The 22580-nt window shown below is 70.3% G+C and carries 21 protein-coding genes and 2 pseudogenes; 5 read left to right on the top strand and 18 right to left on the bottom strand.

What is annotated here, in order from left to right; genetic code table 11:
* The first annotated feature begins 23 nt into the window (after window positions 1-23).
* A complete protein-coding gene (locus NAF06_RS11620) occupies window positions 24-302 on the top strand; it encodes a hypothetical protein (RefSeq protein ID WP_008585776.1) in 279 nt (92 codons plus the stop codon).
* Window positions 303-312: 10 nt separating this feature from the next.
* Here the strand turns inward: NAF06_RS11620 and NAF06_RS11615 are convergent, their stop codons facing one another.
* The 4 genes from NAF06_RS11615 to NAF06_RS11600 form a co-directional block, all read right to left on the bottom strand.
* Complete coding sequence (locus NAF06_RS11615; protein ID WP_008585778.1) at window positions 313-954, bottom strand: thymidine kinase; 642 nt, start codon at window positions 952-954, stop codon at window positions 313-315.
* Between the two features lie 57 nt (window positions 955-1011).
* Window positions 1012-1467, bottom strand: coding sequence for a hypothetical protein (locus tag NAF06_RS11610; RefSeq protein ID WP_008585779.1), 456 nt, complete (start codon window positions 1465-1467; stop codon window positions 1012-1014).
* Between the two features lie 69 nt (window positions 1468-1536).
* Complete coding sequence (locus NAF06_RS11605) at window positions 1537-2601, bottom strand: amidohydrolase family protein (protein ID WP_008585781.1); 1065 nt, start codon at window positions 2599-2601, stop codon at window positions 1537-1539.
* A 51-nt stretch (window positions 2602-2652) separates the two neighbouring features.
* Window positions 2653-3912 carry an HD domain-containing protein gene (locus NAF06_RS11600; protein WP_008585783.1) on the bottom strand — a complete coding sequence of 420 codons (1260 nt, stop codon included), beginning with the start codon at window positions 3910-3912 and terminating at the stop codon, window positions 2653-2655.
* 115 nt (window positions 3913-4027) lie between these two features.
* Here NAF06_RS11600 and NAF06_RS11595 point away from each other — a divergent pair, with 115 nt between their 5' ends.
* On the top strand, window positions 4028-4432 hold the full coding sequence (locus tag NAF06_RS11595) for a universal stress protein (protein WP_008585785.1): 405 nt from the start codon (window positions 4028-4030) through the stop codon (window positions 4430-4432).
* A 40-nt stretch (window positions 4433-4472) separates the two neighbouring features.
* Here the strand turns inward: NAF06_RS11595 and NAF06_RS11590 are convergent, their stop codons facing one another.
* From NAF06_RS11590 to NAF06_RS11555, 8 genes and pseudogenes are all read right to left on the bottom strand, one after another.
* Window positions 4473-5684 carry an HD domain-containing protein gene (locus NAF06_RS11590; protein WP_008585788.1) on the bottom strand — a complete coding sequence of 404 codons (1212 nt, stop codon included), beginning with the start codon at window positions 5682-5684 and terminating at the stop codon, window positions 4473-4475.
* 72 nt (window positions 5685-5756) lie between these two features.
* Window positions 5757-6713 (bottom strand): halocyanin domain-containing protein, encoded by a 957-nt coding sequence (locus tag NAF06_RS11585; protein WP_049908841.1) that lies wholly within the window; start codon window positions 6711-6713, stop codon window positions 5757-5759.
* Between the two features lie 9 nt (window positions 6714-6722).
* Complete coding sequence (locus tag NAF06_RS11580) at window positions 6723-7286, bottom strand: helix-turn-helix domain-containing protein (RefSeq protein ID WP_008585798.1); 564 nt, start codon at window positions 7284-7286, stop codon at window positions 6723-6725.
* A gap of 96 nt (window positions 7287-7382) precedes the next feature.
* Window positions 7383-8027, bottom strand: a pseudogene (locus NAF06_RS11575) (phosphoribosylamine--glycine ligase); the annotation flags it as partial.
* An 8-nt stretch (window positions 8028-8035) separates the two neighbouring features.
* Entirely contained in the window at window positions 8036-8671 is a 636-nt protein-coding gene (locus NAF06_RS11570; protein WP_251106160.1) for an IS6 family transposase, read from the bottom strand.
* A 53-nt stretch (window positions 8672-8724) separates the two neighbouring features.
* Window positions 8725-9399, bottom strand: a pseudogene (locus tag NAF06_RS11565) (phosphoribosylamine-glycine ligase); the annotation flags it as partial.
* A 118-nt stretch (window positions 9400-9517) separates the two neighbouring features.
* A complete protein-coding gene (locus NAF06_RS11560; RefSeq protein ID WP_008582997.1) occupies window positions 9518-10750 on the bottom strand; it encodes an FAD-dependent oxidoreductase in 1233 nt (410 codons plus the stop codon).
* A 191-nt stretch (window positions 10751-10941) separates the two neighbouring features.
* Window positions 10942-12537 carry an FAD-binding domain-containing protein gene (locus tag NAF06_RS11555; RefSeq protein ID WP_008583000.1) on the bottom strand — a complete coding sequence of 532 codons (1596 nt, stop codon included), beginning with the start codon at window positions 12535-12537 and terminating at the stop codon, window positions 10942-10944.
* A 105-nt stretch (window positions 12538-12642) separates the two neighbouring features.
* Between NAF06_RS11555 and NAF06_RS11550 the strand changes: the two genes are divergently transcribed.
* Together NAF06_RS11550 and NAF06_RS11545 are read left to right on the top strand one after the other, a co-directional pair.
* Window positions 12643-12999, top strand: a complete 357-nt coding sequence (locus NAF06_RS11550; RefSeq protein ID WP_049908678.1) for a DUF8153 family protein — start codon at window positions 12643-12645, stop codon at window positions 12997-12999.
* Between the two features lie 82 nt (window positions 13000-13081).
* On the top strand, window positions 13082-14983 hold the full coding sequence (locus NAF06_RS11545) for a S9 family peptidase (protein ID WP_008583005.1): 1902 nt from the start codon (window positions 13082-13084) through the stop codon (window positions 14981-14983).
* A gap of 18 nt (window positions 14984-15001) precedes the next feature.
* Here the strand turns inward: NAF06_RS11545 and NAF06_RS11540 are convergent, their stop codons facing one another.
* Window positions 15002-15214 (bottom strand): DUF6199 family natural product biosynthesis protein, encoded by a 213-nt coding sequence (locus NAF06_RS11540; protein ID WP_008583007.1) that lies wholly within the window; start codon window positions 15212-15214, stop codon window positions 15002-15004.
* 181 nt (window positions 15215-15395) lie between these two features.
* Here NAF06_RS11540 and NAF06_RS11535 point away from each other — a divergent pair, with 181 nt between their 5' ends.
* Window positions 15396-18158, top strand: coding sequence for a GAF domain-containing protein (locus tag NAF06_RS11535; protein ID WP_008583009.1), 2763 nt, complete (start codon window positions 15396-15398; stop codon window positions 18156-18158).
* Between the two features lie 119 nt (window positions 18159-18277).
* On the opposite strand, the gene NAF06_RS11530 is transcribed toward NAF06_RS11535, so the two are convergent.
* From NAF06_RS11530 to NAF06_RS11510, 5 genes are all read right to left on the bottom strand, one after another.
* Complete coding sequence (locus NAF06_RS11530; RefSeq protein ID WP_008583012.1) at window positions 18278-19150, bottom strand: sulfurtransferase; 873 nt, start codon at window positions 19148-19150, stop codon at window positions 18278-18280.
* A 117-nt stretch (window positions 19151-19267) separates the two neighbouring features.
* Complete coding sequence (locus NAF06_RS11525; RefSeq protein WP_008583013.1) at window positions 19268-19693, bottom strand: universal stress protein; 426 nt, start codon at window positions 19691-19693, stop codon at window positions 19268-19270.
* A gap of 69 nt (window positions 19694-19762) precedes the next feature.
* On the bottom strand, window positions 19763-20749 hold the full coding sequence (locus tag NAF06_RS11520) for a Gfo/Idh/MocA family protein (protein WP_008583015.1): 987 nt from the start codon (window positions 20747-20749) through the stop codon (window positions 19763-19765).
* Between the two features lie 61 nt (window positions 20750-20810).
* Entirely contained in the window at window positions 20811-21323 is a 513-nt protein-coding gene (locus NAF06_RS11515) for a GNAT family N-acetyltransferase (RefSeq protein WP_008583017.1), read from the bottom strand.
* A complete protein-coding gene (locus tag NAF06_RS11510; RefSeq protein WP_008583019.1) occupies window positions 21320-22564 on the bottom strand; it encodes an ornithine cyclodeaminase, nickel-pincer nucleotide-dependent in 1245 nt (414 codons plus the stop codon). The genes NAF06_RS11515 and NAF06_RS11510 overlap by 4 nt, the downstream gene beginning before the upstream one ends.
* Window positions 22565-22580 lie beyond the last annotated feature (16 nt).

Genomic DNA, 22580 nt, shown 5'->3' with positions numbered 1-22580 from the left:
AGGGTCGCCGTCGAACGGGGCGTATGAAAGCGCTACTGCTGTTGGTGGCCGGAGTCGGCGGACTGCTCGAAGCCGTCGCGCCGCGTCGCGCCGTCGCGGTCTGGACGCGCGCGTGCTACCGGAACGCGGGCGAGGCGGAGCCGCGGGAGTGGGTGTACGCGGCCGCGAAGGCCGAGGGCGCGCTGGTCGCGGCGGGCGCGCTCGTCGGGCTGTTCCGGCTCGCGACCGCCGACGACGGGGAAACGGAGGAGTCGGACGAGACGGGGATCGAAGCCGACGCTGACGTCGACGCGACCCGGTAACGCTGGACGCTCAGTCGTTCGCGGGGTCCGCCTCGGCCCCCTCGAACGGTCGCTCTTCTTCGGGACGCTCTCCGGTCAACAGGACGTGGCAGTCGCGACACCGCGCCTCGTAGGACTCCTCCGCGCCGACGAGGATCGTCGGGTCGTCGACGTGGGCCGGCTCGCCCTCGATGAGCCGCTGGTTCCGGGAGGCCGGCTCCCCGCAGACCGAGCAGATCGCCTGTAGCTTGTCGACGTACTCGGCGGTGGCCATCAGCTGCGGGAGCGGCTCGAACGGCTCGCCGCGGAACGTCTGGTCGGTGCCCGAGACGATCACCCGGCTCCCGCGGTCCGCGAGGGCGTTACAGACCTCGATGAGCGCGTTCGAGAAGAAGTTCGCCTCGTCGATCGCGACGACCTCCGCGGGGTCGTCGTCGAGGATGTCGAGCGGGCCGTCGCCCTCGTTGTCGACGACGGTCGCCTCCCACTGCCGGCCCGTGTGGCTGCCGATCGTCGCCTCGCCGTAGCGGTCGTCGATCGCGGGCGTGTAGACGGCGACCGACTGGCCGGCGATCTCGGAGCGCCGGAGCCGGCGGAGCAGCTCCTCCGTCTTGCCCGAGAACATCGACCCCGAGATGACCTCGATCCAGCCGGATCGAGTGATGGCGTGCATACCCGATCGGGCCGGAGCCAGCGACTAAACCGTTTCTCTCCGGGCGCGGGCGACGGGCTAGACGCCGGTCGCGACCGCGACGACGGCGGCCGCGACGACGACGTACGTCGCGGCGGAGACCGCCCAGTCGCGCCGGATCGGACCGAGCCGCTGCCGCGGCAGCCCGGACGCGCGAGGGAGCGGGACGAGCGCGAAGAAGCCGACCATCAGCGCGAGCTGCACGACGCCGGCGACCGCGACGGCCGCGAGGGGACCGAGGCCGAGCAGCGATCCGGTCGCGGCGACGAGCCCGACGAACAGCAGCCCCGAGCCCCCGCCGGCGACGTAGTGGACCCACGTCGCAAGCCGCTCCGGCGCGTCGTCGACCGGGGTGTCGGTGAGCACGCCAGCGGCGACCTTCGGTGCCGTCGTTCCCTCCGGGAGCCGAGCCATCACCACGTCCATCGCGAGCGTCGCGACCAGTCCGACGACCGGGCCGAGCGCGAGACCGGCGAGCAGCGAGAGCGTCGTCATTGCGAGATCACACGGGCGGAAGCGGTTTCACTCCGTCGGCGGAGGAAGACGGCAACGGTCGGCGGCGCTTCAGTCGTCGCGGGGGACGACGGTCTCGCCGCCGATCACGACCCGCGAGACGTCGGCCTGCCCGGCCCGCCTGACGATCGCCCGGACGAGGTCGCGCGTGCCGGCGAGGTTGTCGGAGTCGCCGTCGAGGACGAGCAGATCGGCGTCGGCCCCCTCCCGCACCACGCCGCGGTTCAGGCCGGCGATCTCGGCCCCGTTGCGCGTCGCCATCCGCAGGATCTCCCGCGCCGGGAGATCGGAGAGCTTCGCCGCGAACTCCATCTCGCGGAACATCGACGGCGAGTCGGTCATCACGTTGTCCGTCCCGAGCGCGACGGTCGTCCGCTCGGCCAGCTCGCGGATCGGCGGGACGCCGACGTTCGTCACGAGGTTCGACCGCGGGCAGACCACGACGGGGGTCCCCCGGTCTTCGAGCCGTTCGAGGTGGATCCCCTCCGCGTGGACCATGTGGACGAGGAAGTCCGGGTCCAGATCCATCGCGGGGTTGATGTCGTCCGCGTCGCGCTCGCCGGCGTGGATTCCGAACAGCTTGCCGGCGTCGCGGGTCTCCGTGCGGACCGCGTCGAAGTCGGCGTCGCGGGCTCCGGAGGCCCCGTACCCGTCCGCGACGGAGAGCACGTCCGGGTCGTCGCGGCCGAAGACGACCGACTCGACCGCGCGCTCGCCGAACGCGACCCCCTCGCCGGCGAGCGCGTCGCGGAGCGCGCCGACGCCGTCGACGCCCCCCTCGCGGAACTCCAGGAACGTGCCGGTCCCGGTCGCCTCCATGTACCGCAGGGTGCGGGCCATCGCGGCCACCTTCTCCTCGCGGCCGGCCGCGCGGAGGAGGCGGTGTTTCAGGCCGTCCGGCGGGGCGACGAGTTCGTCGAGCGAGAGGCCCTCGCCCGCCTCCTTGGCGATTGAGTCGCCGATGTGGGTGTGGGCGTTGACGAACGCCGGGAGGATCAAATCGTCGCTGTCGGTGTCGCGCTCCTCCAGCCCGACGATCTCGCCGTCCGCGACGACGACCCGGCCCTCGACCGGCTCGAAGTCGGGACCGACCAGGATGATCCCTTCGAGATACATACCGGAGGCTCGCCGGCCGAGTGTAAAACCTCACGGGAACGCCCCGCCCGCTCAGAACTCGTCGAGCGTCGTCGGCGTCGCGCCGCGCACCTCGGTCACCAGCGCGTCGGGGTCGAGGCCGAGGACGTCGCCGGCCGCCCGGCCGACGCGGTCGGTCGCCGGTTCGGGGGCGTACACGCCGAGTCGCCACTGGTTCCGCTGTGCGGTCCGGAGCGCCGACACCAGCGGCGACTGCCGCTCCAAGCGCCGGATCTCGCCGTTGACGGTGACGCGCGCGGTCGACTCCCGCATCGTCGGCTCGGGCGGCACGTCCAGAATCACGTTGTCGCGCGCGACGCCCGCCTCCTCGGCGATCTCGCGTTCGAGCGCCGTCTCGGCGGCGTGGTCCGCCTCGTGGACCCGGTCGGGAACGTCGTCGTACTCGGCCCACACCGCCAGCTTGTACAGGTCGCGCTCGTCGTACCGCCGCGAGAGCTCGGCGGTCTCCCGGCAGTCGCGGATCGCCGCGAGGAAGTCGTGGTCGTCCATCCGCCGGAGCTCGGCCGGCGTCGTCGCGGTCGCGTCGAGGAGGTCGCTCGCGGCCCGGCGCAGCATCGCCTTCGAGATCCGCGCGACGTGGTGGGTGTAGACGACCGGGTTCATCAGCGCCCGGGCCAAGAGCAGGCTCTCCGCGGTCTGGACGTTCCCCTCGTCCAAGACGAGTTGGGGGCCCTCGCGGTCCGACTCGTCGCCGTCCGGAATGTCGCCGCGCTCGACGAACGTCAGCTCGCGGACGAACCGCTCGGTGTCGATGGTGCCGTACGGGACGCCGGTGTGGTAGGCGTCGCGCACGAGGTAATCCATGCGGTCCACGTCCAGTTCGCCCGAGACGAGGCCGGCGTACGGGCCCTCGCCGGCGACGATCGCCGCGATCCGGTCCGGGTCGAGGTCGTGCTCGCGCAGGACCTCGCCGACCGCGCCGGTCGCGAGCAGCCCGCCGACGTCGTCGTGGTACTTCCCGGTCCGCCGGTGAGTGAGCGATTCGAGGTTGTGGCTGAACGGGCCGTGGCCGACGTCGTGGAGCATCGCCGCGGCCTCGATGCGGTCGGCGCGTTTCCCCTCGATCCCGAGGTGGTCGAGCGCGCGGCTCGCGAGGTGGTAGACGCCGAGGCTGTGTTCGAACCGCGTGTGGTTCGCGGAGGGGTAGACGAGCTGGACCGTCCCGAGCTGTTTCACGTGGCGGAGGCGCTGGACGGCGGGGGTGTCGACGAGGTCGGCGGCGACGCCGTCGATCTCGATGTGGTCGTGGACGGTGTCCTTGACCGTGATCATGCGTCCGCCTTCGGCGGCACGCGATAAAAGGTGTGAGTGTCGAACGCCGCGAGACGGTTCCACCGGCCGCGAACCGGCGGCGTGATTTATATCCCTACTCCGCGAATCTCCGGGTATGTACGACGTGGTAGTCGGAGTCGGGCTCGACGACGAGCCGCGAGCGGTCGCACAGGCCGAGGCGGTCGCCGATCTCCCGACCGCGTCCGAGCAGGTGACCGCGCACCTCTGTCACGTGTTCCGAGACAACCCGGAGGGCGCGTCGGTCCACCAGCTCGGAACGGTCCGACGCGCCCGCGAGGTGTTGGAGGACGCCGGCGTGACCTGCGTCCACTACGAGGCCAGCGGCGACCCCGTGGACGAGCTCATCGCCGCGGCCGCCGACGTCGACGCCGACGCGATCTGCGTGTCGGGCCGGAAGCGCAGCCCGACCGGGAAGGCGGTGTTCGGAAGCACGACGCAGGCGCTCGTGCTGAACGCGGACCGTCCCGTGCTGGCGGTTCCCGGACCGGACCGCGAGTAGACGGAAGAACCGCGCGTGAGGCGAAGCGTGGGGTGACCGGTCAGGCCGAGGGGCGGCTCGCCGCGCGCAGTCCCAGCACGTCCCGCGCGGCGGCCGCCACCGCGTCGACGTGCTCGGCCGGGCAGTAGACCCCGAGCGTCCAGCGGCGTCGCTCGGCGGCGCGGAGGCCGGCGACCAGCTCCGAGGCGTCCTCCAGCCGCTGGGGGACGCCGTCGACGACGACCGCGGAGCCGGACTCCTTGAGCGCCGGCCGGGAGGGGATGTCGACGACGACCGCGTCCCGGTCGATCCCGACGATGTCGGCGACCTCCCGCTCGGCCGCCCGCTCCTCGGCGCGGCCGGCGTCGACCGTGCCCGCGGGGACCTCGTCGAGTTCGGCCCAGACGGCGCGCTTGTACAGGTCGCGTCGCTCGATTCGCTCGCCGAGCGCGGGGACGCGGTCGCGGAGTTCGACGAGGAGGTCGTGGTCCGCCATCCGGCGGAACGCCTCGACGTCCGTGTCCGTCCGGTCGAGATATCGCTCGCAGGCGCGCTCCAGCATCGCGCCGGCCACGCGGGAGACGTGGTGCCGGTAGACGACGGCGTTCATCAGCGAGCGCGCGACGAGGAGGCTCTCCGCGGTGGCGACGTTCCCCTCGTCCAAGACGAGGTCGGCGTCGCTCTGGGGCTCCGCCGAGGCGTCCCCGCCAACCAACCGGAGTTCGGTGACGAGCCGGCCGGTGTCGACCGTGCCGTACGGGACGCCGGTGTGGTGGGCGTCGCGCACGAGGTAGTCCATGCGGTCCACGTCCAGTTCGCCAGAGACGAGCGGGCCGAGCGCGCCCTCGCCGTCGATCAGGGCGGCGACGCGCTCCGGGTCGAGCCCGTTGCGTTCGAGGACCTGACACACCTCGCGGTCCGCGTCGGTGAGCAGCCACCGCACGTCGTCGTGGTCGCGCCCGGTCGCGCGGCGGATGATCCCCTCGGTCTGGTGGCCGTAGGGACCGTGACCGACGTCGTGGAGCATCGCCGCGGCCCGGACGTGCGCGGCGGTGTCGTCGTCGACGCCGAGCCCCTCGACAGCGCGGCCCGCGAGGTGGTAGACGCCGAGGCTGTGCTCGAACCGGGTGTGGTTCGCGGAGGGGTAGACGAGCCGGACCGTGGACAGCTGTTTGATGTGTCGCAGCCGCTGGAACGCCGGCGTGTCGACCAGCTCGGCGGCGACGTCACCGAGCCGGACGTGGCCGTGGACGCTGTCCTTGATGGCCTTCATTGTCGTCAGATCGCCCGCGGGGGAATTGGTCGTTTCGGCTCGGCGATCGGGCGCTCGATCCGATCGGCGCGGTCAGTGCCGGGACTCCGCGACGACGACCGCGCCGCGCATTCCGTCGTCGCGATGGCGTTCGCAGGCGTACTCGTGGATCCCCGGCTCCTCGAAGACGCGTTCGAAGACGTGTTCGTCCTCCTGGTCTTCCGGGGTGTCGGCGGCCTCGACGGCGACGAGGTCGCTCTCGAAGGAGCCGTCCTGGGCGACGACGCTGTGTTCGCCCACGCCGGGGACCCAGCGCCACCTGACGGTCGTGCCCGGCGTCACGCGGAGCGCGGGGATGGCGTAGACGGGCGCGGTGTTCCACGCCTCGGCCTCCGGGTCGTACCCGCCGGGGCCGCCGACGCGGACGGTGACCGCGTCCCGTCGGAGCGGGTTCTCGGTCCCCGAGACGTTCGGCGTCGGAGCGAACCAGTCGCCGTAGTCGACCGGGGTCGTGTCGTACTCCGTGACGTACGACTCGATATCCGGGCCGACGACGATCGCGCCCTGCTCGCCGACCGACTGATGCGGCCGACAGGAGTACCGGGTGATCCCCTCGTCGGCCTCGGTGAGGGTGACGGCGTACTCGTGGCCGGCCTCGTCGGTGAGTCCCGATTCGATCGCCGCGGGACCGTCGTACGTCACCACGTCGTGGACGCCCCTCTCACCGGTCCACTCCCAGCGGACCGTCGTGTCGTAGTCGACCCACACCGCCGCGGGATCGAACCGGAACCCGTCGGCGTCGCCGACCGGGATGACGACCTCGTCTTCTCCCCGGCGGTCGGCCGTCCCGGCGTAACCGGTCCCGCCGTCGAACCAGTGGCCGTACTCCGGTTCCGGCACGTCGGTCGTGTCGGTGAACCCGTCATCGGAGCCGTCGCTCCCGCCGCCGGTCGGATCGAGCGAGCCGAGGCAGCCGGCGAGCGCGCCGAGCGCTCCGCCCGCCGCCAACGCCAGCGCGCGGCGACGGGAGGGGGAGGGCGTTCGTGACATCGGCCGCGATCACTCGTCGACGACGTCGATCCCGAACCGCTCTTCGAGCGCGCGCACGACCGACCCGCCGACGTTCGCGGTCGCGGCGCGGCCGTCCTCCACCGCGAGGAGGTCGTCCTCGTCGACCTCCAGTTCCGCGGCGACCTCCTCGACGGTCAGCCCGGCGTCCTGGCGCGCCTCGGTGACGAGGTCGCCGTAGCCGGAGACGAGGTACGGGAGGCGGTCGGACTCGTAGCTCGTCCCCTCCTCCTCCCAGCGCTTCGAGTCGCCCGTCGCGGAGTCGTACATCTTCGCCTGCTTCCGGGCGAGCTCCTTGTTCCGGCTCTCGGTTGCCCCGGAGCCGGACCCGGCCCCGCCCGAGCTCCCGCCGGGGCTACCGCCCGCGTTCCCGCCGCGGGAGTCGACCCCGCTCGGGGCGTTCCCGGCGTCGTCGTGGGGCCGGCAGTTCGAGCACACGAGCAGCTTCGCGCCGGCGACCGTCGCCTTCCTGAGGTCCGTGGTCTCGCGGCCGCAGAGCTCGCACGCGTCGCCGTCGTCGCCGCCGCCGCCGCCGCCCGTCGAGTACTTCGGCATACCCCGAGTAGAGGGCCGGGCCGTTAAAAAGCCGTGGAGGTGTACGACCGGCGACGCGGCGTCGCCCCGGCCGCGGCGCGCGATCCGACCGCGGCGTCAGGGGCCGAGGTACCCCCACGCCTGAAGCCGGTCGCCGTCGCCGTCGACCCAGCGCTCGCCGATGTCGTCGCGGTAGTACATGTTCGGCATCACGATGTCGTCGAGGCGGTCGTACGCCCGCTCGCGGGCGGCGCGCATCGTCTCTCCCTTCCCGGTCACGACGATTGGCATCCCGCTCTCGCCCGCGACGCGCCACTGACCGTCGACCCGCTTCGTGTCTTCGAGGTGGATCCCCTCCCGGCTCTCCGTTTCGAACACGACCGCCGCGTTCCGCGAGTTCTCGTCGTACGTCTCCTCGTCGTCGAACGGGAACGGCGGGAGGACGACCCTGACGGCGATCTGGTAGCCGCCGTGGACCTCCGGCTCGGGGGCGTTCCCGTGCGCGAGGTCGTGGAAGAACTCGGCCGTCGACGACTCGATCGACTCCTCTTGGAGCGCGATCGTCGGGTAGCCGAACCGGGGCGTGAACTCCAGCGGGTAGATCCCCGTCTCGTTGACGATACAGTTGATGTCGATGCTGCCGACGTACCCCTCCTCTGCGAGCCACCCCTCGATCTTCCCGAACGTCTCCTCGAACAGCCGGTTCCGTCCGGCCCAGAACATCGAGGTGCCCATCTCGCCGGTCGAGGGACCGATGTTCCCGGCAGTGTTCAGATAAGCTGATTCCATGCGAAGGCGAACGATCTGAGCCACTCGTTTGCTGTTCCTGCTTTGGCGTTGCTAAAACAGTTTGAGAAACTGGTAGTTCTGCGTTTTATCTCACGAAAAACACGTTCGACGCTGTTTCGATTTCCATGTCGTTCGTATCTGAAATCGAGGCCGTGTTTGTCACAAGCTCGGTGGAGTGGAACCGCACCATCAACGAGAAAGATCGCGTCATCTACGTCGTGTTTGTCGCGGAGTTCCGTGAAGAACTGATCTGCGATCACGTTCGTTCTTGTTGGCTCAAGCTTTGTATGTAGCAAATCGTTTGACTGAGGATCGACAGCAGCGTACAGCCAGTATTGTTCATCATCGAGCTGAATCACAGTCTCGTCAACCGCAACGTGATTCGGGCTCCGACCAGCTTCCGGCTGTAGATCGGCTTTGTGTACCCAGTTATGAACGGTGGATCGAACTCGATCAACACCGAATACCTCAAGAAATGAAACAGTATTCGAAAGCGACAGTCCAGACAAATGGAGCTGAATACTGAGCTTCATCAACAGTTTCGGTGTTGCCTCTCGCTCCACAAACTCTAAGTTGATCTCGTCTAAACAGCCGCTGAGGCGGTCGTTTTCGGGCATAGATCACTTTGAAAACGCACCGCCTCACCTTTCAAACCTTATCTGAACACCGCCATGTTCCCCGGGAACAGCTTCTTATGCTCGAAGTTGAAGTTGACCCGGTCGACGAACTCGTTCCCGTCGAAGAAGCCGCAGATCGCGACCTCGACGCCCTCTACCTTCCGCTGGAGCTGGAACCCCTTCATCCGGTGGCCCCACGCCTTCTCGTACGCCTTCAGGACGTCGACCACGTCGCTGCCGTCGTCCTCGTTGCCGACGTACAGCAGCCGCTTGACGTTCTGGACCTCGCCGAGCGGCTTGATCACGTACGGGGCGGGGTTCTCTTGGACGTGCCGGATCCCGGCCTCGAACTCGCGGAACACGTGGTGCTCGACGGTGTTGACGCCGTGGTCTTCGAGGACCTCCATCGCGTAGCCGCGGTCCTCTTCGAGCCGGTCGGTGTTCGGCGTCCCGCCGACGACGGCGTGGCCCTCCTCGCGGAGCTCCCGCGCGAGCGCGCCGGTGCCGACGTCGTCGCCGACCCAGATGTCGTCGAAGACGATCACGTCGGCCCAGTCGACCTCCGCCCGCCAGTCGTCCGTCTTGGGGACGAATCCGTCGCCGATCTCGCGGTCGCTCTCGCTCTCGATGTGGTACTTCACGGCGTGGCCCTCGCGGTGGACCTGCCAGGCGAGGTCCGTGATCAGCGCCGCGTCGGCCGAGACGAAGAGGAAGTTCGCGGTGTCCATGGCTCGCCCGTCACGAGCGAGGGACTTGAGTGTGGGTGTGCGCCTCGGGGCTCGGGCCCGTTCCAGTCCGACGGCCCCTCGATCGGCGGCGCGAACTGCCCGGGTGCGACTGTTCGCCTCAGTCGCCGGCGGGCGCGTCGACCACGTCGCTGTCGGTCGGGTTCGCGCCGCCGTACTCGGCGACAAGTTCGTCCAGCCGCTCGGGGTCGTCGGCGTGCGCGAGCGGCTCGTCCGCGGTCTCGCAGGCGGCCTCGACCCCCAGTCGCTCGCAGACCTCGTCGGCGGTCGTTTCGGCCATCCGGCGGTAGGTCGTCAGCTTCCCCCCGACGACGCTGTAGAGCCCGGTCGCGCCGTCGCGCTCGTGGTCGAGCAGCGTGAAGCCGCGGGAGATCCCCCGGCGGTTCTCTCCCGCCTCGTCCGGCGCGTACAGGGGGCGAACCCCCCACCACCGCCGGACCTCGGCCGCGTCGGCGACCGCGGGCAGCATCGCGGCGCACTCCGCGACCGACCGCTCGACCTCCCAGTCGGCGGTCTCGTAGTCGTCGGGGTCGGTGACGGGGACGCTCGTCGTCCCGAGCACGACCTCGCCGTCGTGGGGCACGACGATGTCGCCGTCGTCGGGGTCGCGGCACCGGTTCAACACCGGACCGAGCCCGTCGTACTCGACGGAGACCATCACGCCCCGGCTCGGTGCCATCCCGACCTCCACGCCGGCCATCTCGGCGATCGCGTCCGCCCACGCCCCGGTGGCGTTGACGACGACCTCCGGGGTCAGCGTCGCGTCCACCGCGCCGCCGACGCGCACGGTCTCGACCGCGCCGTCGGCGACGGTCACGTCCTCGACGGGCGCGTGCGGGTGGACCGCCGCCCCGTGCCGCTCGGCGTCGGCGGCGTTGGCGGCGACCAGCCGCGACGGGTAGATGACGCCGTCGGGAACGGAGAACGCCGCCGCGACCTCGTCCGCGAGCCCCGGAACGCGCTCGCGCACCGCCGCCTCGTCGAGCCGCTCCGTCTCGATCCCGACCTCCTCGCAGGCCGCGAGCTTCTCCGCGAAGTAGTCGGGGTCGTCGCCCTCAAGCCGGACGAACAGCCCGCCGGTGTCGCGGACGCAGCCCTCGGCGATCTCGCGGAGCGTGCGGCTCTCCTCGATACACTCGCGAGCGCCCTCGGCGTCCGCCTCGGCGTACCGGGCCCCGCTGTGGAGGAGGCCGTGCGAGCGCCCCGAGGTGCCGCTTCCGAGCCCGCCGCGGTCGACGAGCGCGACGTCGACCCCGCGGAGCGCGAGGTCCCTCGCGATCCCCGTTCCGGTCGCGCCCCCGCCGATCACGAGGACCGTCGGATCGTCGCTCACGCGCCCGTCACCCCGGTCGGATCGCCCGGTCGGTCCGTCGCGGAAGGCCGTCGGCTCGGGTCGTTACAGTCCATGTGAAAGGGAGGCATTCCGAACACTTGAGACTGCCGTCGACCGAGGCACGCGCCGGCTCTTTCCGGTCTCCGGCGACGACGGGAAACGTCGGCCGAAGTCGCCGAGCCCCGTCCGCGTCAATCGAAGTCGCCCAGCCCCGTCTGCGTCGCTCCGCCGTCCCCGTCCGCGTCGCCGTGGTCGGCCGCGATCGAGCGAGCGGCCCCCAGCCCGCCCGACAGCGACGCCCGGCGCGCGACCGACTCGTCAGCGAGGCGGGCCGCGGCCGCGCCGTGGACGGCCCCGTACCGGTCGCGGAACTCGCTGCGGGCCGCCTCGTAGTCGACGACGGGGTACGGGTACGTCTCGCCGATCTCGACGCCGACCTCGCGCTGGACGGAGAGGGGGGTCTTCTCGGGCGCGTCGAGGTGCGCAGCGGGGAGCGGGTCGAGTTCCGGGACCCACCGCGTGACGAACTCGCCGTCGGGATCCTGATCGCGCACCTGCTTGCGGGGGTCGTACAGCCGCAGACCCGGGCGGCCGACCAGCCCGCACTGCGACTGCCACTGGGTGTAGTTGATCGCGGGGTCGCCGTCGATCAGGTGGCGGTAGAAGTGGTCCGCGCCGATCCGCCACGGCTGCTGGAGGACGTGGAAGTAGACGCTCGCGCACAGCGCCCGCATCCGGAAGTTGAGCCACCCCGTCTCGCGCAGGCAGCGCATGCTGGCGTCGACCATCGGAAACCCGGTCCGCCCCTCCTTCCACGCCGCGACGAGGTCGGGGTCGTGCCGGTCGCGGTTGAATCCGCGGTAGACGGGGTTGACGGCCTCGTCGAGCCACCCCGGCCAGTCGAGCAGCTTCTGGGTGTAGTGGCGGTTCCAGAACAGCCGGGAGACGAACATCGACTTCCCGCGGCCGTCCGGGGCGCGCTCGTCGACGTGCCGGTGGACCTCGCGGACCGAGAGGCAGCCGAACCGCAGGTACGGCGAGAGGCCGCTCGTCCCCTCGCGGGCGTCGACCGGCGAGGAGATGGACCCCGGGTAGTCGGCGATCCGCTCGGTGAACGCGCGGAGTTTCTTCCGCGCCGGCCCGCGCCCGCCGGTCGGAACGCGCGTCTTCGTCGAGTCGATGCCGTACGCGTCGCGAACGCGCTCGGGGTCGATCCCGGTGTCGATTCCCGCGACCGCGACCGACCGAGGGTCCCAGTCGTACGGCTCCTCGGCGAGCCACGACTCGACGCGGTCGCTCCACCCGTCTCGGGGGCGGTCCGCGTCTCGGACGAGGCCGTCGCCCGCGGCGAACTCGACGCCGAGCTCGTCGCGGGCGCGCTCGTCCCGCCGTCGCCCGTACCGACCGGTCGCGCTCGCGGCCGCGACGACCCCCCACCCGGCGTCGACGAACCGACGGAGCACGTCGAGCGGGTCGCCGTGGGCGTACGTCAGCCCCGCGCCGCCGACGTCGCGGTACTGGCGGTCGAGGTCGCGCAGGCAGTCGTGGAGGAACTCGATCCGGGCATCGCAGGCGGCCCCGCGCTCGTCGTAGAAGCCCGGGTCGAAGACGAAGAGCGGGAGGACTCGGTCGGACTGCGCCGCGGCCGCCGCGACCGCCGGGTTGTCCGCGATCCGCAGGTCCTTCCGGTGCCAGACGACGATCCCCGTCGGCTCCGTCTCGGTCGCGTCCCGGACTCCTTCCCGCTCGGGCGCGGTCGGGAGCGGAGCGTCGTCCGGCGATCCCATCCTGCTACCGACTTTGACACGTCCGACAAAGGGTCTGTCGGCGGGTCGGGCCCCCCGCCGGTAGCCGACCAAAATTCATTTCTGGTTTTCCAACAAGAAATATCTGTGAACCGAGCCCTCCGCTACGGTATCGCGCTGACTGTCGGACTGTCGGTCACCGGTCTCGTCGTGTACTTCGGCAATGGAGAACACTTGCTGTTCCCGTCGGTCTTCCTCATCTACACGGCCACGACGTCGCTCGTCGTCGCCCACTGGGGGACGTGGCGAAAGCAATTTGGCACCAACCCGGACCGGAAGCAACGGCTCTTGGGGGCCGTGGGCGGCGGTGTCGCAGGGGGAACCACGAGCGTCTTCGTACAGATCTCCCTACCGGCCGCGACCGCGGCGTTCGGCCTCATGCTGTTCGGAATGGCGCTCACCGTCGCCGATTTTAATTACCGGTCCGAGTCGTCGCCCGACTAAGGCCCACTCGTCACCCGCCCCGCCGGGAACCGACGGATCTCCGGGAAACGTTCAAGACGGTTCCGACGCCCGGTATAGTTGGATGTCCGACACCGCAGACGCCGACGTACTCCGCGAACTCGCTGAGCTACCGACGTTCTCCGGTCCCCGCGTGTCCCCGGACGGCGAGACGGTCGCGCTCTACTACGACGTGACCGGTCGCAACGAGCTCCACCTGTTCGACCCCGAGGACGGCTCGCTGACGCAGCTGAGCGACGGCGACGTTCCCCGGTCGGTCCGCGCCGGCTTCAGGTGGGACCCCGACGGCTCCCGGCTGTTCTACCACCGGGACGAGGGGGGCGACGAGCAGCACGACGTGTGGGCGATGTCGCTCGACGGGGAGAGTGAGCCCGTCGTCGAGATGGACGGACAGGTCCACCTCCACGACGTGAGCGAGGACGGCGAGACGCTCCTGCTCGGCTCCAGTCGCGACGGGCAGATGAACCTCTACCGGCACGACCTCCCGAGCGGCGAGACGACGAAGCTCACCGACTACGAGCGCGCCGTCTCCGCCGGCGAACTGTCGCCGGACGGGGACCGGATCGCGTACGCGACGAACGAGACGGACGTCTACGAGAACGACGACGTGTACGTCGCCGACGCCGACGGGTCGAACCCGCGGAACCTCGACCTCGGCGACGTGGGGGCCGAGTCCCGGCCGATCGACTGGAACCCCGACGGAGAGCGGCTCCTCGTCAGCGACAACACGACCGACCTGAACCGCGGCGGAGTCGTCGACCTCTCCGACGGCGTCGGCGACGCCTCGGTGACATGGTTCGGGAGCGAGGAACACGACGAGTCGGTGAGCGGGTTCCTTCCGGACGGTGACCGATTCGTCGGGAACCGGGTCGATGGGACCACCGTCGTCCCGGTGGTCCACGACACCGAGACCGGCGAGTCGCGGCGGCTCTCGCTGCCGGACGGTGTCGCTCAGCCCTTCGTCCACCGGCCGCTCGCCGACGGGCGGCTCCTGACGCAGCACACGACGTCGAGCCGCCGACCGGGGCTCGTCGCGTACGACCTCGACGCGGACGAGTTCGAACGGGTCTTCGAGGCCGAGTACGGCCCCTTCGACCCCGACGACTTCGTCGAGCCGGAGGTCGTGACCTTCGCCTCCGACGGCGTCCCCGAGACGCCCGCGCGGGCGGTCGAACACGCCCCCTACGAGACGTTCGAGATCGAGGGACTGCTGTTCGACTCCGGCCGCCGCCCCTCGCCGCTGGTCGTGAACCCGCACGGCGGGCCGCGCGCGCTCGACCTCCAGCGGTTCAACTACCGCGTCCAGTTCCTGCTCTCGCGCGGCTACTCCGTCCTCCAGGTGAACTACCGCGGCTCGTCGGGCCGCGGCCGCGAGTTCGTCGAGGAACTGTACGACGACTGGGGCGGTGCCGAGCAGGGCGACGTGGCGACCGGTGCCGAGCACGTCCTCGACGAGTACGACTGGCTCGACGAGGACCGAGTCGCCGTCTACGGCGGCTCCTACGGCGGCTACTCCGCGAACTGGCAGCTGGTCCAGTACCCCGACCTGTACGCGGCCGGGATAACGTGGGTCGGCGTGAGCGACCTGTTCGACATGTACGAGAACACGATGCCGCACTTCCGGACGGAGCTCATGGTGAAGAACCTCGGCGAGCCGGACGAGAACGAGGCGATCTACCGCGAGCGGAGTCCGGTGACCCACGTCGAGAACATCGACGCCCCGCTCCTGATCGTCCACGGCGTCAACGACCCGCGCGTTCCGGTCTCGCAGGCGCGGATCCTCCGCGACGCGCTCGACGACGCCGGCTTCGCGGAGGGCGGCGACTACGAGTACGAGGAGCTCGGCGAGGAGGGGCACGGCTCCGGCGACATCGACCAGAAGATCCGGTCGCTGGAACTCATCGACGACTTCCTCGACCGCCGGATCGGCGCGGAGCGGACCGCCGTCGCCTCGCTGGACGACTGACGGGGCGGTTCGGACACCTCAACCGGTGAGGAGTTCGATCAGGCCTAGAACCACCGTCCCGATCCCGACAGCGCGCGTAAGCTTGACGTTCCACTCAGCGGGTTCGACTTCCGACCACGCCCGCTTGCTCCCGATGGAATCGAGCCGTTCCCCGAACCGCCCGATCTCGTACGGCCAGACGGCGTGCGGGATCCCGACCGCGAGCAGGAGGAGGGCGAGACCGAGATACACGTCAGTACTCGGGTTCGGGGCGGTAATCGGTTTTCTGCCCGGGGTCGGAGAAGAAGGTTCCCCGGAGAGAGAGTCGTCCGCGGGCGACGCCGGATCCGGCGCGGCCGTCGCGTGCCGCGAACCGCCGGCCGGCCCCCCATCTTATGTACCGTGGCTTCCGTTTTCCGGTAACACGCGGCACATGAGCGCACACTCAGACGCGATTCGCGTCCTCCACGTCGACGACGATCCGGACCTGGCGGAGCTGGCGGCGATCCACCTCGAACGCGAGGACGACCGGCTCGACATCGAGACCGCGACGGACGCGGCCGAGGGGCTCGACCGGGTGTCCGAGGGGGGGTTCGACTGCGTTGTCTCCGACTACGACATGCCCGGGAAAAGCGGGATCGAGTTCCTCGAGGCCGTCCGCGAGGAGCGACCGGATCTCCCCTTCATCCTCTACACGGGCAAGGGCAGCGAGGAGGTCGCGAGCGACGCGATCGCGTCCGGCGTCACGGACTACCTCCAGAAGGAGCGCGGGACCGGGCAGTACGCCGTCCTCGCGAACCGGATCGCGAACGCAGTCGAGCAGTACCGGACGGGCCAGCGCGCCGCCGAACTCGACCGGATCCGCACGCTCGCCAGCGAGATCAACAAGGCGATCGTGCGCGCCGACTCGCGGGGCGCGGTCGAGCGCCGGGTCTGCGAGATCGTCAGCGACGCCGACCCCTACCGGTTCGCGTGGATCGGCGAGGTCGACGCCGAGACGGGCCGGATCGAACCGAAAGTGTCCGCGGGCGTCGAAGGCGGCTACCTCGACGGGATCACGATCACGACCGACGAGAGTCCCACCGGACTGGGCCCCGCCGGGACGGCGATACGCGAGCGCCGGGTCGCCGTCTCGCAGGACGTCACGGAGGACGACGACTTCGAACCGTGGCGGTCCGCGGCGGTCGAACGTGGGTTCCGGTCGGTGGCCGCCCTCCCGCTCGAGTATCGGGACACGCTGTACGGCGCGCTCGCGGTGTACGCCGACCGCCCGAACGCCTTCGACGCGACCGAACGCGAGCTCCTCGCCGAGGTCGGGGACGACGTCGCTCACGTCGTCCACTCGTTCGAGGTCCGCGAGAACCTCCGCGAGGAGCGCGACTTCATCGACCAGGCGCTCGACTCGCTCACCGACGTCTTCTACGTGATCGACACCGACGGGACGTTCCGGCGGTGGAACGATCACCTCGTCGAGGCCGTCGGCTACACCGACGAAGCGATCGAGGGCATGCGCGCGACGGAGCTGTTCCCCGAAGACGAGCGAGAGCGGATCCGCGCCGCGATGCAGGAGGCGCTCGCCACCGGCGAGGCGGCCGTCGAGTCCGAGGTGCTGACGGCGGACGGCGAGCGCGTCCCCTACGAGTTCGCCGGGTCGAGCCTCACGGACCGCGACGGCGAGCTGATCGGGCTCATCGGAATCGCCCGAGACCTCACGGAGCGCAAACGGCGCGAGCGACGGCTCTCACGGCTCGTCGACAACCTGCCGGGAATGGTGTATCGGTGCGCGAACGAGCCCGGGTGGCCGATGGAGGACGTCAGGGGAGAGGTGACAGAGCTGACGGGGTATCGCCCCGCCGACCTGGAGAGTCAGGCGAGGGTGTACGGCGAGCGCGTCATCCACCCCGAGGACCGGGAGGGCGTGTGGGAGTCGATACAGGTGGCGATCGAGCGGCGAGAGCCGTTCGAGATAACCTATCGGATCCGCACGAAGGAGGGGGAGGTGAAGTGGGTCTGGGAGCGGGGCCGGGCGACGTACGCCGACGACGGGGACGTGTCGGCGCTTGAGGGGTTCGTGACGGACGTCACCGACCGCGAACGCCACGGGCGGGTCATCGACGCCCTCCACGAGATCGTCCGGTCGATAATGCGGGCCGAGACGGCCGAGCGGGCGGCCGAGATAGCCGTCGAAACCGTTCACGACGTGCTCGACATGCCGGCGAGCGCCGTCCACCTCCACGACCCCGCGGCCGACGAACTGGTGCCGGCGGCGTGGACGGACAGGACCGAGGAGATCGTCGGCGTGCCGCCGACGTTCGCGTCCGGCGAGGGGCTCGCGGGCCGGGCGTACGAGGCGGGCGAGTCGTTCACCTACGACGACCTCTCGACGGTCCCGGAGCGGTTCAACCCGGACACGCCGGTCCGCAGCGAGATCGTCCTCCCGCTCGACGACCACGGCGTCCTCCTGATCGGGTCGCCCGAGACCGACGCGTTCGACGACGTCGACGTGTCGCTCGCGGAGACCGTCGCGGCGCACACGACGACGGCGCTCGACCGCATCGAACGCGAACGGGAGCTCGAACGGCAGAACGAGCGGTTAGAGGAGTTCGCCAGCATCGTCTCGCACGACCTGCGAAACCCGTTGAACGTGGCGGAGGGGCACCTCGAACTGTCGCGAGCAGAGCGGGACGACGAACACCTCGCGGCGATTGCGAGAGCGCACGACCGGATCGGGGCGCTCGTCGACGACCTCCTACAGCTGGCGCGCGAGGGCGCGGCGGAGACCGAGTGGGAACCGGTCGAGCTGGCCGGTCTCGTCGGCGACTGTTGGGAGAACGTCGACACCGGCGGGGCGACCGTCGACGTCGACGTCGAGTCCGCGGTCCGGGCGGACCGGAGCCGGCTCGCGCAGCTGTTCGAGAACCTCATTCGGAACGCCGTCGAGCACGGCGGCGACGTGACGGTCACCGTCGGCGACTTGGAGACCGGGTTCTACGTCGCGGACGACGGGCCCGGCATCCCGGCGGACGAGCGCGAGCGGGTCTTCGACTCCGGTTACTCGACGCGCGACGACGGAACCGGCTTCGGGCTCGCGATCGTCGAGGAGGTCGCCGACGCGCACGGCTGCGACGTTCGTGTGACGCGGAGCGAGAGCGGCGGGACGCGCTTCGAGGTCACGGGGTTCGAGCCGGTCGAATAGCTTCCCAGTCCCGCGTCTCAAACCCCCTGCCGTCAGAAAATAACAAAAAAGCGGCGTTTTCACGTTTTTTGGCGAGCGTTACGCCCGCCGTCGCGCGGCCTCGTTCGCTCGCCGGGTCCCTACTCGCCCGTCTCGATCGGCGCGCCGACGAGGTTGCCCCACTCGGTCCACGAGCCGTCGTAGTTGCGGACGTCGTCGTAGCCGAGCAGCTCGTGTAGGAGGAACCACTCGATCGACGAGCGCTCGCCGACGCGGCAGTAGGTGATCGTCGACTCGTCGCCGTCGACGCCGGCGTCGCCGTACAGCTCGCGGAGCTCGTCGGCGCTCTTGAACGTGCCGTCCTCGTTCAGCGTGGTCCCGATCGGGACGTTGCTCGCGCCGGGGATGTGGCCGCCGCGCTGGGCGGTCTCGTTGAGCCCCTCGGGCGCGATGACCTCGCCGGAGAACTCCTCGGGCGAGCGGACGTCGACCATCGGGATCCCCTCCTCGATCGCCTTGTCGATGTCGTCCTTGTAGGCGCGGACGCTCTCGAAGGGACCGCGGGCCTCGTACTCGCGCGGCGTGAAGTCCGGCTCCTCGGTCGAGAGCGGGTAGTCGTTCGCGACCCAGTAGCCCTTCCCGCCGTCGATCACGCGGATGTCGTCGTGACCGTAGTACTTGTAGATCCAGTAGCCGAACAGCGCGAACCAGTTGGGGACGCGGCCGCCGCCGTACACGACGACCGTCGTGTCGGCGTCGATGCCGCCAACGCCGTTTCGCTCCGCGAAGGCCTCCTTCGAGACGATGTCGCGCTCCGTCTCGTCGGTGAAGACCTCGTCCCACTCGAAGTTCAGGGCACCGGGGATGTGACCCTCCTCGTAGGGGGTGTACTCCGACTCGTCGGTGACGGTCGGGTTGTTGATCTCGACGAGTCGGAAGTCCGAGTCGTCGCTCTGGAAGTCGTCCAGGTGGTCTTCCACCCAGTCCGCCGTGACGAGTACGTCTTCTGGCATCGAGTACAGGTTACGTGCCCAACTACTTTTGAAGACCGGATAACGGAGGTCCTTGCCAGCGTCTCTGACGCACCCGCGACCCGCGACGGCCCTCGCCGCGGCGTCCGCCGGCCGGCGCTATCGGATCACCGTCACCGGCACGTCGGCCTTGTCGACGACGCTCTTCGCGACGCTGCCGACAACCTGTTCGCGCTCCTCCGAGAGGCCGCGGTGACCGACGTAGATCGCGTCGACGGCCCCGTCGGCCGCGTACTCGGTGATCGCGTCGGCGGGGCGGCCGGTGAGGAGCTGGGTCTCCACGTCGATCGACTCGTCGCCGACCGCCGCTTCGGCGATGTCGCGGGCGTTCTCCAAGACGCCCTGTCCCGCCTCGACCGCGGCCTCCTCGCCCGGGAGGATGATCGTCCCGTCGACCAGCTCCGAGTCCGGCGTCAGGACGTGGGCGATTTCGAGCGTCTCGTAGAACGCGACCGCCTGCCGCGCCGCGTACCGGACGGCTTCGTCGCTCTCCGTCGACCCGTCGGTCGCAACGAGGTAGCTCATACGCGGAGGTGGGTCCGAGGAACACACAATTCCTGCCGGCCGTTCCCGGCCCGCGACTCCGCGGGTGACTCACTCCCGGCCGTCGACTCCCGGCCGAACGCGGTCGCCCTCGGAGGCGTGGACCGCGTCGAGCACTTCCTGAACGCGGGTCGCCTCCGCGAACGAGACGAGGTCGCCGCCGTCGCCGTCGACCGCGCCCGCGAACTCGGTGAGGAGGGCCGTCACGGTGTCGCCGCGCTCGTCGACGAGCGTCGTCTCGCCCTCGCGCCCGCGGTCCCGGATCAGTCGGTACCACTCCGTCAGCGACAGCGACGCGTCGTCGCCGACGACGGTGATCGCGTTCTCCTCGTCGCCCTCGTGGTCGCAGAGCAGGTCGACCGTCCCGCGGACGCCGTCCGCGCGGAAGCTCCCGACTACGTCGTCCTCGTACGCGTCCGGCCCCGAGTACCCCACGTCCGCGGAGACGGTCTCGATCGGGCCGAACAGCTCCTGGACCCCGAACAGGAAGTGCGTCCCGACCTCGCGCAGCGGGCCGCCCTGCTCGCGCGACTCCAGCCACGCCACGTCCTGCCACTCGCGGGGCCACTGCGGGAACCGGAAGCGGAGTTCGACGCGGCGCGGGTCGCCGACCTCGCCCGCGGCGACCGCCTCCCGCAGCCGGACGAACCCGGGCGTGTACCGGAACGGGAGGTTCACCGCGGTGACGCGGTCCGTCTCCGCTTCGAGCGCCGCCAGTTCGCGGCCCGTCGCCGCGTCGGCCGCGATCGGCTTCTCGCAGATCACGTGTTTGCCGGCCGCGAGCGCGTCGGCGACCACCTCGCGGTGCGCGAGCGGCGGGACGCCGACGTAGACCGCGTCGAGCCCGTCGGTCTCGACGAGCGCCTCGTGGTCGGTCGTCGTCGCCGTGCGGTCGGTGCCGTGGTCGGCCGCGAGCGCCTCGGCGCGCTCGGCGTCGAGGTCGCAGGCGGCCGCCAGTTCGTACCGTTCGTGGTCGGCTATCGCGTCGGCGAGGCGGTTCCCGATCACGCCGCAGCCGACGATCCCGATCTGGATCACGCCCGTCGAAAGCGGGCGGACGCGCTTGTAGCTTCGGAACCCGGAACGAGACGGCTCGACGTCAGCCGTCGCCGCCCAACGGCCGCGCGACCATCTCGCCCCACGACTCGAACCCGTGTCGGTCGTAGAACCCCTTCGCGCGGTCGTTGGCGGGGTCGACGTCGAGGACGAGCCGGTCGAGCGGGAGGTCCTGGTCGGCCGCCAGCGCGACCGCCGCGTCCATCAGGTCGTCGGCGACGCCGGTCCCGCGGTGGTCGGGCGCGACGTACAGCTCGTTGAGGACCGCCGCGTCCCATATCATCGCCAGTCGCTCGGGGAGGACGAAGACGTAGCCGACCACCGATTCGGTCCGGGAGTCGACCGCGACGGTCACGCACCGGGGGTCGTCGCCGACACAGCGGTCGACCCAGTCGAGCCACCGCTCGCGGTAGGCGTCCGTGAGTTTGCCCTCGTAGGCGGCCGCCTTCCCGTCGCCGCCGGTGTTCTCACCGAGGCCGCGCTCGAAGGCGACCTTCGACTCGTACAGCCCGTCGGCGTCGCGCTCGCGGTCGTAGGGGCGGATTTCGAGCGTCATTCGTCTCCCTCCAGCACGAACTCCGCGAGCGTCGGCACGAACGTCCCGATGTCGGTGACCATCCCGATCGCCTGCGCGGAGCCGCGGTCGAGCAGTTGGGTGACCGTGGCGGGGTTGATGTCGACGCACACGGTCTTCGTCGTCGAGGGGAGGCAGTTCCCCACCGCGACCGAGTGGAGCAGCGTGGCGAGCATGATCACGAGGTCGGCCTCGTGGGCCTGCCCGCGGATCGCGTCCTGCGCCTCCACCGCGTCGGTAATCGTGTCCGGGAGCGGCCCGTCGTCGCGGATCGACCCCGCGAGGACGGTGTCCACGTCGTTTCGGACGCACTCGTACATCACGCCCTCCGAGACGATCCCGTCCTCGACGGCCGCCTCGATTCCGCCGGCCCGGATGATCTCCGAGATGGTCCAGATGTGGTGTTTGTGGCCCTTCCGCGGGTGTTCGAGCGTCTCCACGTTCATCCCGAGCGACGTGCCGTAGATGGAGCGTTCGAGGTCGTGGGTGGCGAACCCGTTGCCCGCAGAGAGCGCGTCGACGTAGCCCGCGGCGACGAGGTCGGCGAGCGCGTCGCCCGCCCCCGAGTGGATCACCGCCGGGCCGGCGACGACCATCACGTTCCCGCCGTCCTCCTTCACCGCGCGAAGCTCAGCGGCGACCTCGCGGATCGTCGATTCCGAGGGGCGCTCGGCGGAGACGCCGCCCTGCATGAAGCCGAACGCGCCGCCGCCGCTCCGCGGGCGTTCCGGGGGATTCACTCGGATCCCGGACTCGTCGGTCGCGACGAGGTCCCCCTCCTCGACCGCGTTGAGCGTCTTAGTGTAGGCGCGGGCGGATCCGTCTTCGCTACCGTCGGGGTCAACCACCAGCGCGCAGTCCATCTCGATCCGCTCGACGTCGATCCACTCGCCGTCGTACAGCACCTCGGTCGGGTGGTTCGTGGTGGAGTAGAAGTCCGGCGGGACCACCTTGTCCGCGGGCGCGGCGACGAGGTCGACCGCCGAGGGGTCCTCCAGTACCGCCCCGTTCTGGTGGAGCTCGTGGAGGATCGCCCGGAGCGTCTCGGCGTCGTCCGCGGAGACGGTCAGCCGACAGTACGACTCTTCCGTCTCGTGTTTCCCCACGTCGAACTGCTCGACGTCGAACGAGCCGCCCAGATCCATCACCGCGCCGAAGCAGCGCTGCATCGTGCCGCTGTCGATGATGTGCCCCTCGAGTTCGACGGTCCGCGAGCGGGTCATACGAGGGCGTCGCGCC

The organism is Halorubrum hochsteinianum, from assembly GCF_023702125.1.
GTDB lineage: Archaea > Halobacteriota > Halobacteria > Halobacteriales > Haloferacaceae > Halorubrum > Halorubrum hochsteinianum.
This window is presented reverse-complemented; position numbering and strand designations above follow the sequence as displayed.

Coding starts and splice junctions, on each gene's coding strand:
- NAF06_RS11620 (WP_008585776.1), top strand. CDS start 24: ATGAAAGCGCTACTGCTGTTGGTGGCCGGAGTCGGCGGACTGCTCGAA.
- NAF06_RS11615 (WP_008585778.1), bottom strand. CDS start 954: ATGCACGCCATCACTCGATCCGGCTGGATCGAGGTCATCTCGGGGTCG.
- NAF06_RS11610 (WP_008585779.1), bottom strand. CDS start 1,467: ATGACGACGCTCTCGCTGCTCGCCGGTCTCGCGCTCGGCCCGGTCGTC.
- NAF06_RS11605 (WP_008585781.1), bottom strand. CDS start 2,601: ATGTATCTCGAAGGGATCATCCTGGTCGGTCCCGACTTCGAGCCGGTC.
- NAF06_RS11600 (WP_008585783.1), bottom strand. CDS start 3,912: ATGATCACGGTCAAGGACACCGTCCACGACCACATCGAGATCGACGGC.
- NAF06_RS11595 (WP_008585785.1), top strand. CDS start 4,028: ATGTACGACGTGGTAGTCGGAGTCGGGCTCGACGACGAGCCGCGAGCG.
- NAF06_RS11590 (WP_008585788.1), bottom strand. CDS start 5,684: ATGAAGGCCATCAAGGACAGCGTCCACGGCCACGTCCGGCTCGGTGAC.
- NAF06_RS11585 (WP_049908841.1), bottom strand. CDS start 6,713: ATGTCACGAACGCCCTCCCCCTCCCGTCGCCGCGCGCTGGCGTTGGCG.
- NAF06_RS11580 (WP_008585798.1), bottom strand. CDS start 7,286: ATGCCGAAGTACTCGACGGGCGGCGGCGGCGGCGGCGACGACGGCGAC.
- NAF06_RS11570 (WP_251106160.1), bottom strand. CDS start 8,671: ATGCCCGAAAACGACCGCCTCAGCGGCTGTTTAGACGAGATCAACTTA.
- NAF06_RS11555 (WP_008583000.1), bottom strand. CDS start 12,537: ATGGGATCGCCGGACGACGCTCCGCTCCCGACCGCGCCCGAGCGGGAA.
- NAF06_RS11545 (WP_008583005.1), top strand. CDS start 13,082: ATGTCCGACACCGCAGACGCCGACGTACTCCGCGAACTCGCTGAGCTA.
- NAF06_RS11535 (WP_008583009.1), top strand. CDS start 15,396: ATGAGCGCACACTCAGACGCGATTCGCGTCCTCCACGTCGACGACGAT.
- NAF06_RS11530 (WP_008583012.1), bottom strand. CDS start 19,150: ATGCCAGAAGACGTACTCGTCACGGCGGACTGGGTGGAAGACCACCTG.
- NAF06_RS11525 (WP_008583013.1), bottom strand. CDS start 19,693: ATGAGCTACCTCGTTGCGACCGACGGGTCGACGGAGAGCGACGAAGCC.
- NAF06_RS11515 (WP_008583017.1), bottom strand. CDS start 21,323: ATGACGCTCGAAATCCGCCCCTACGACCGCGAGCGCGACGCCGACGGG.
- NAF06_RS11510 (WP_008583019.1), bottom strand. CDS start 22,564: ATGACCCGCTCGCGGACCGTCGAACTCGAGGGGCACATCATCGACAGC.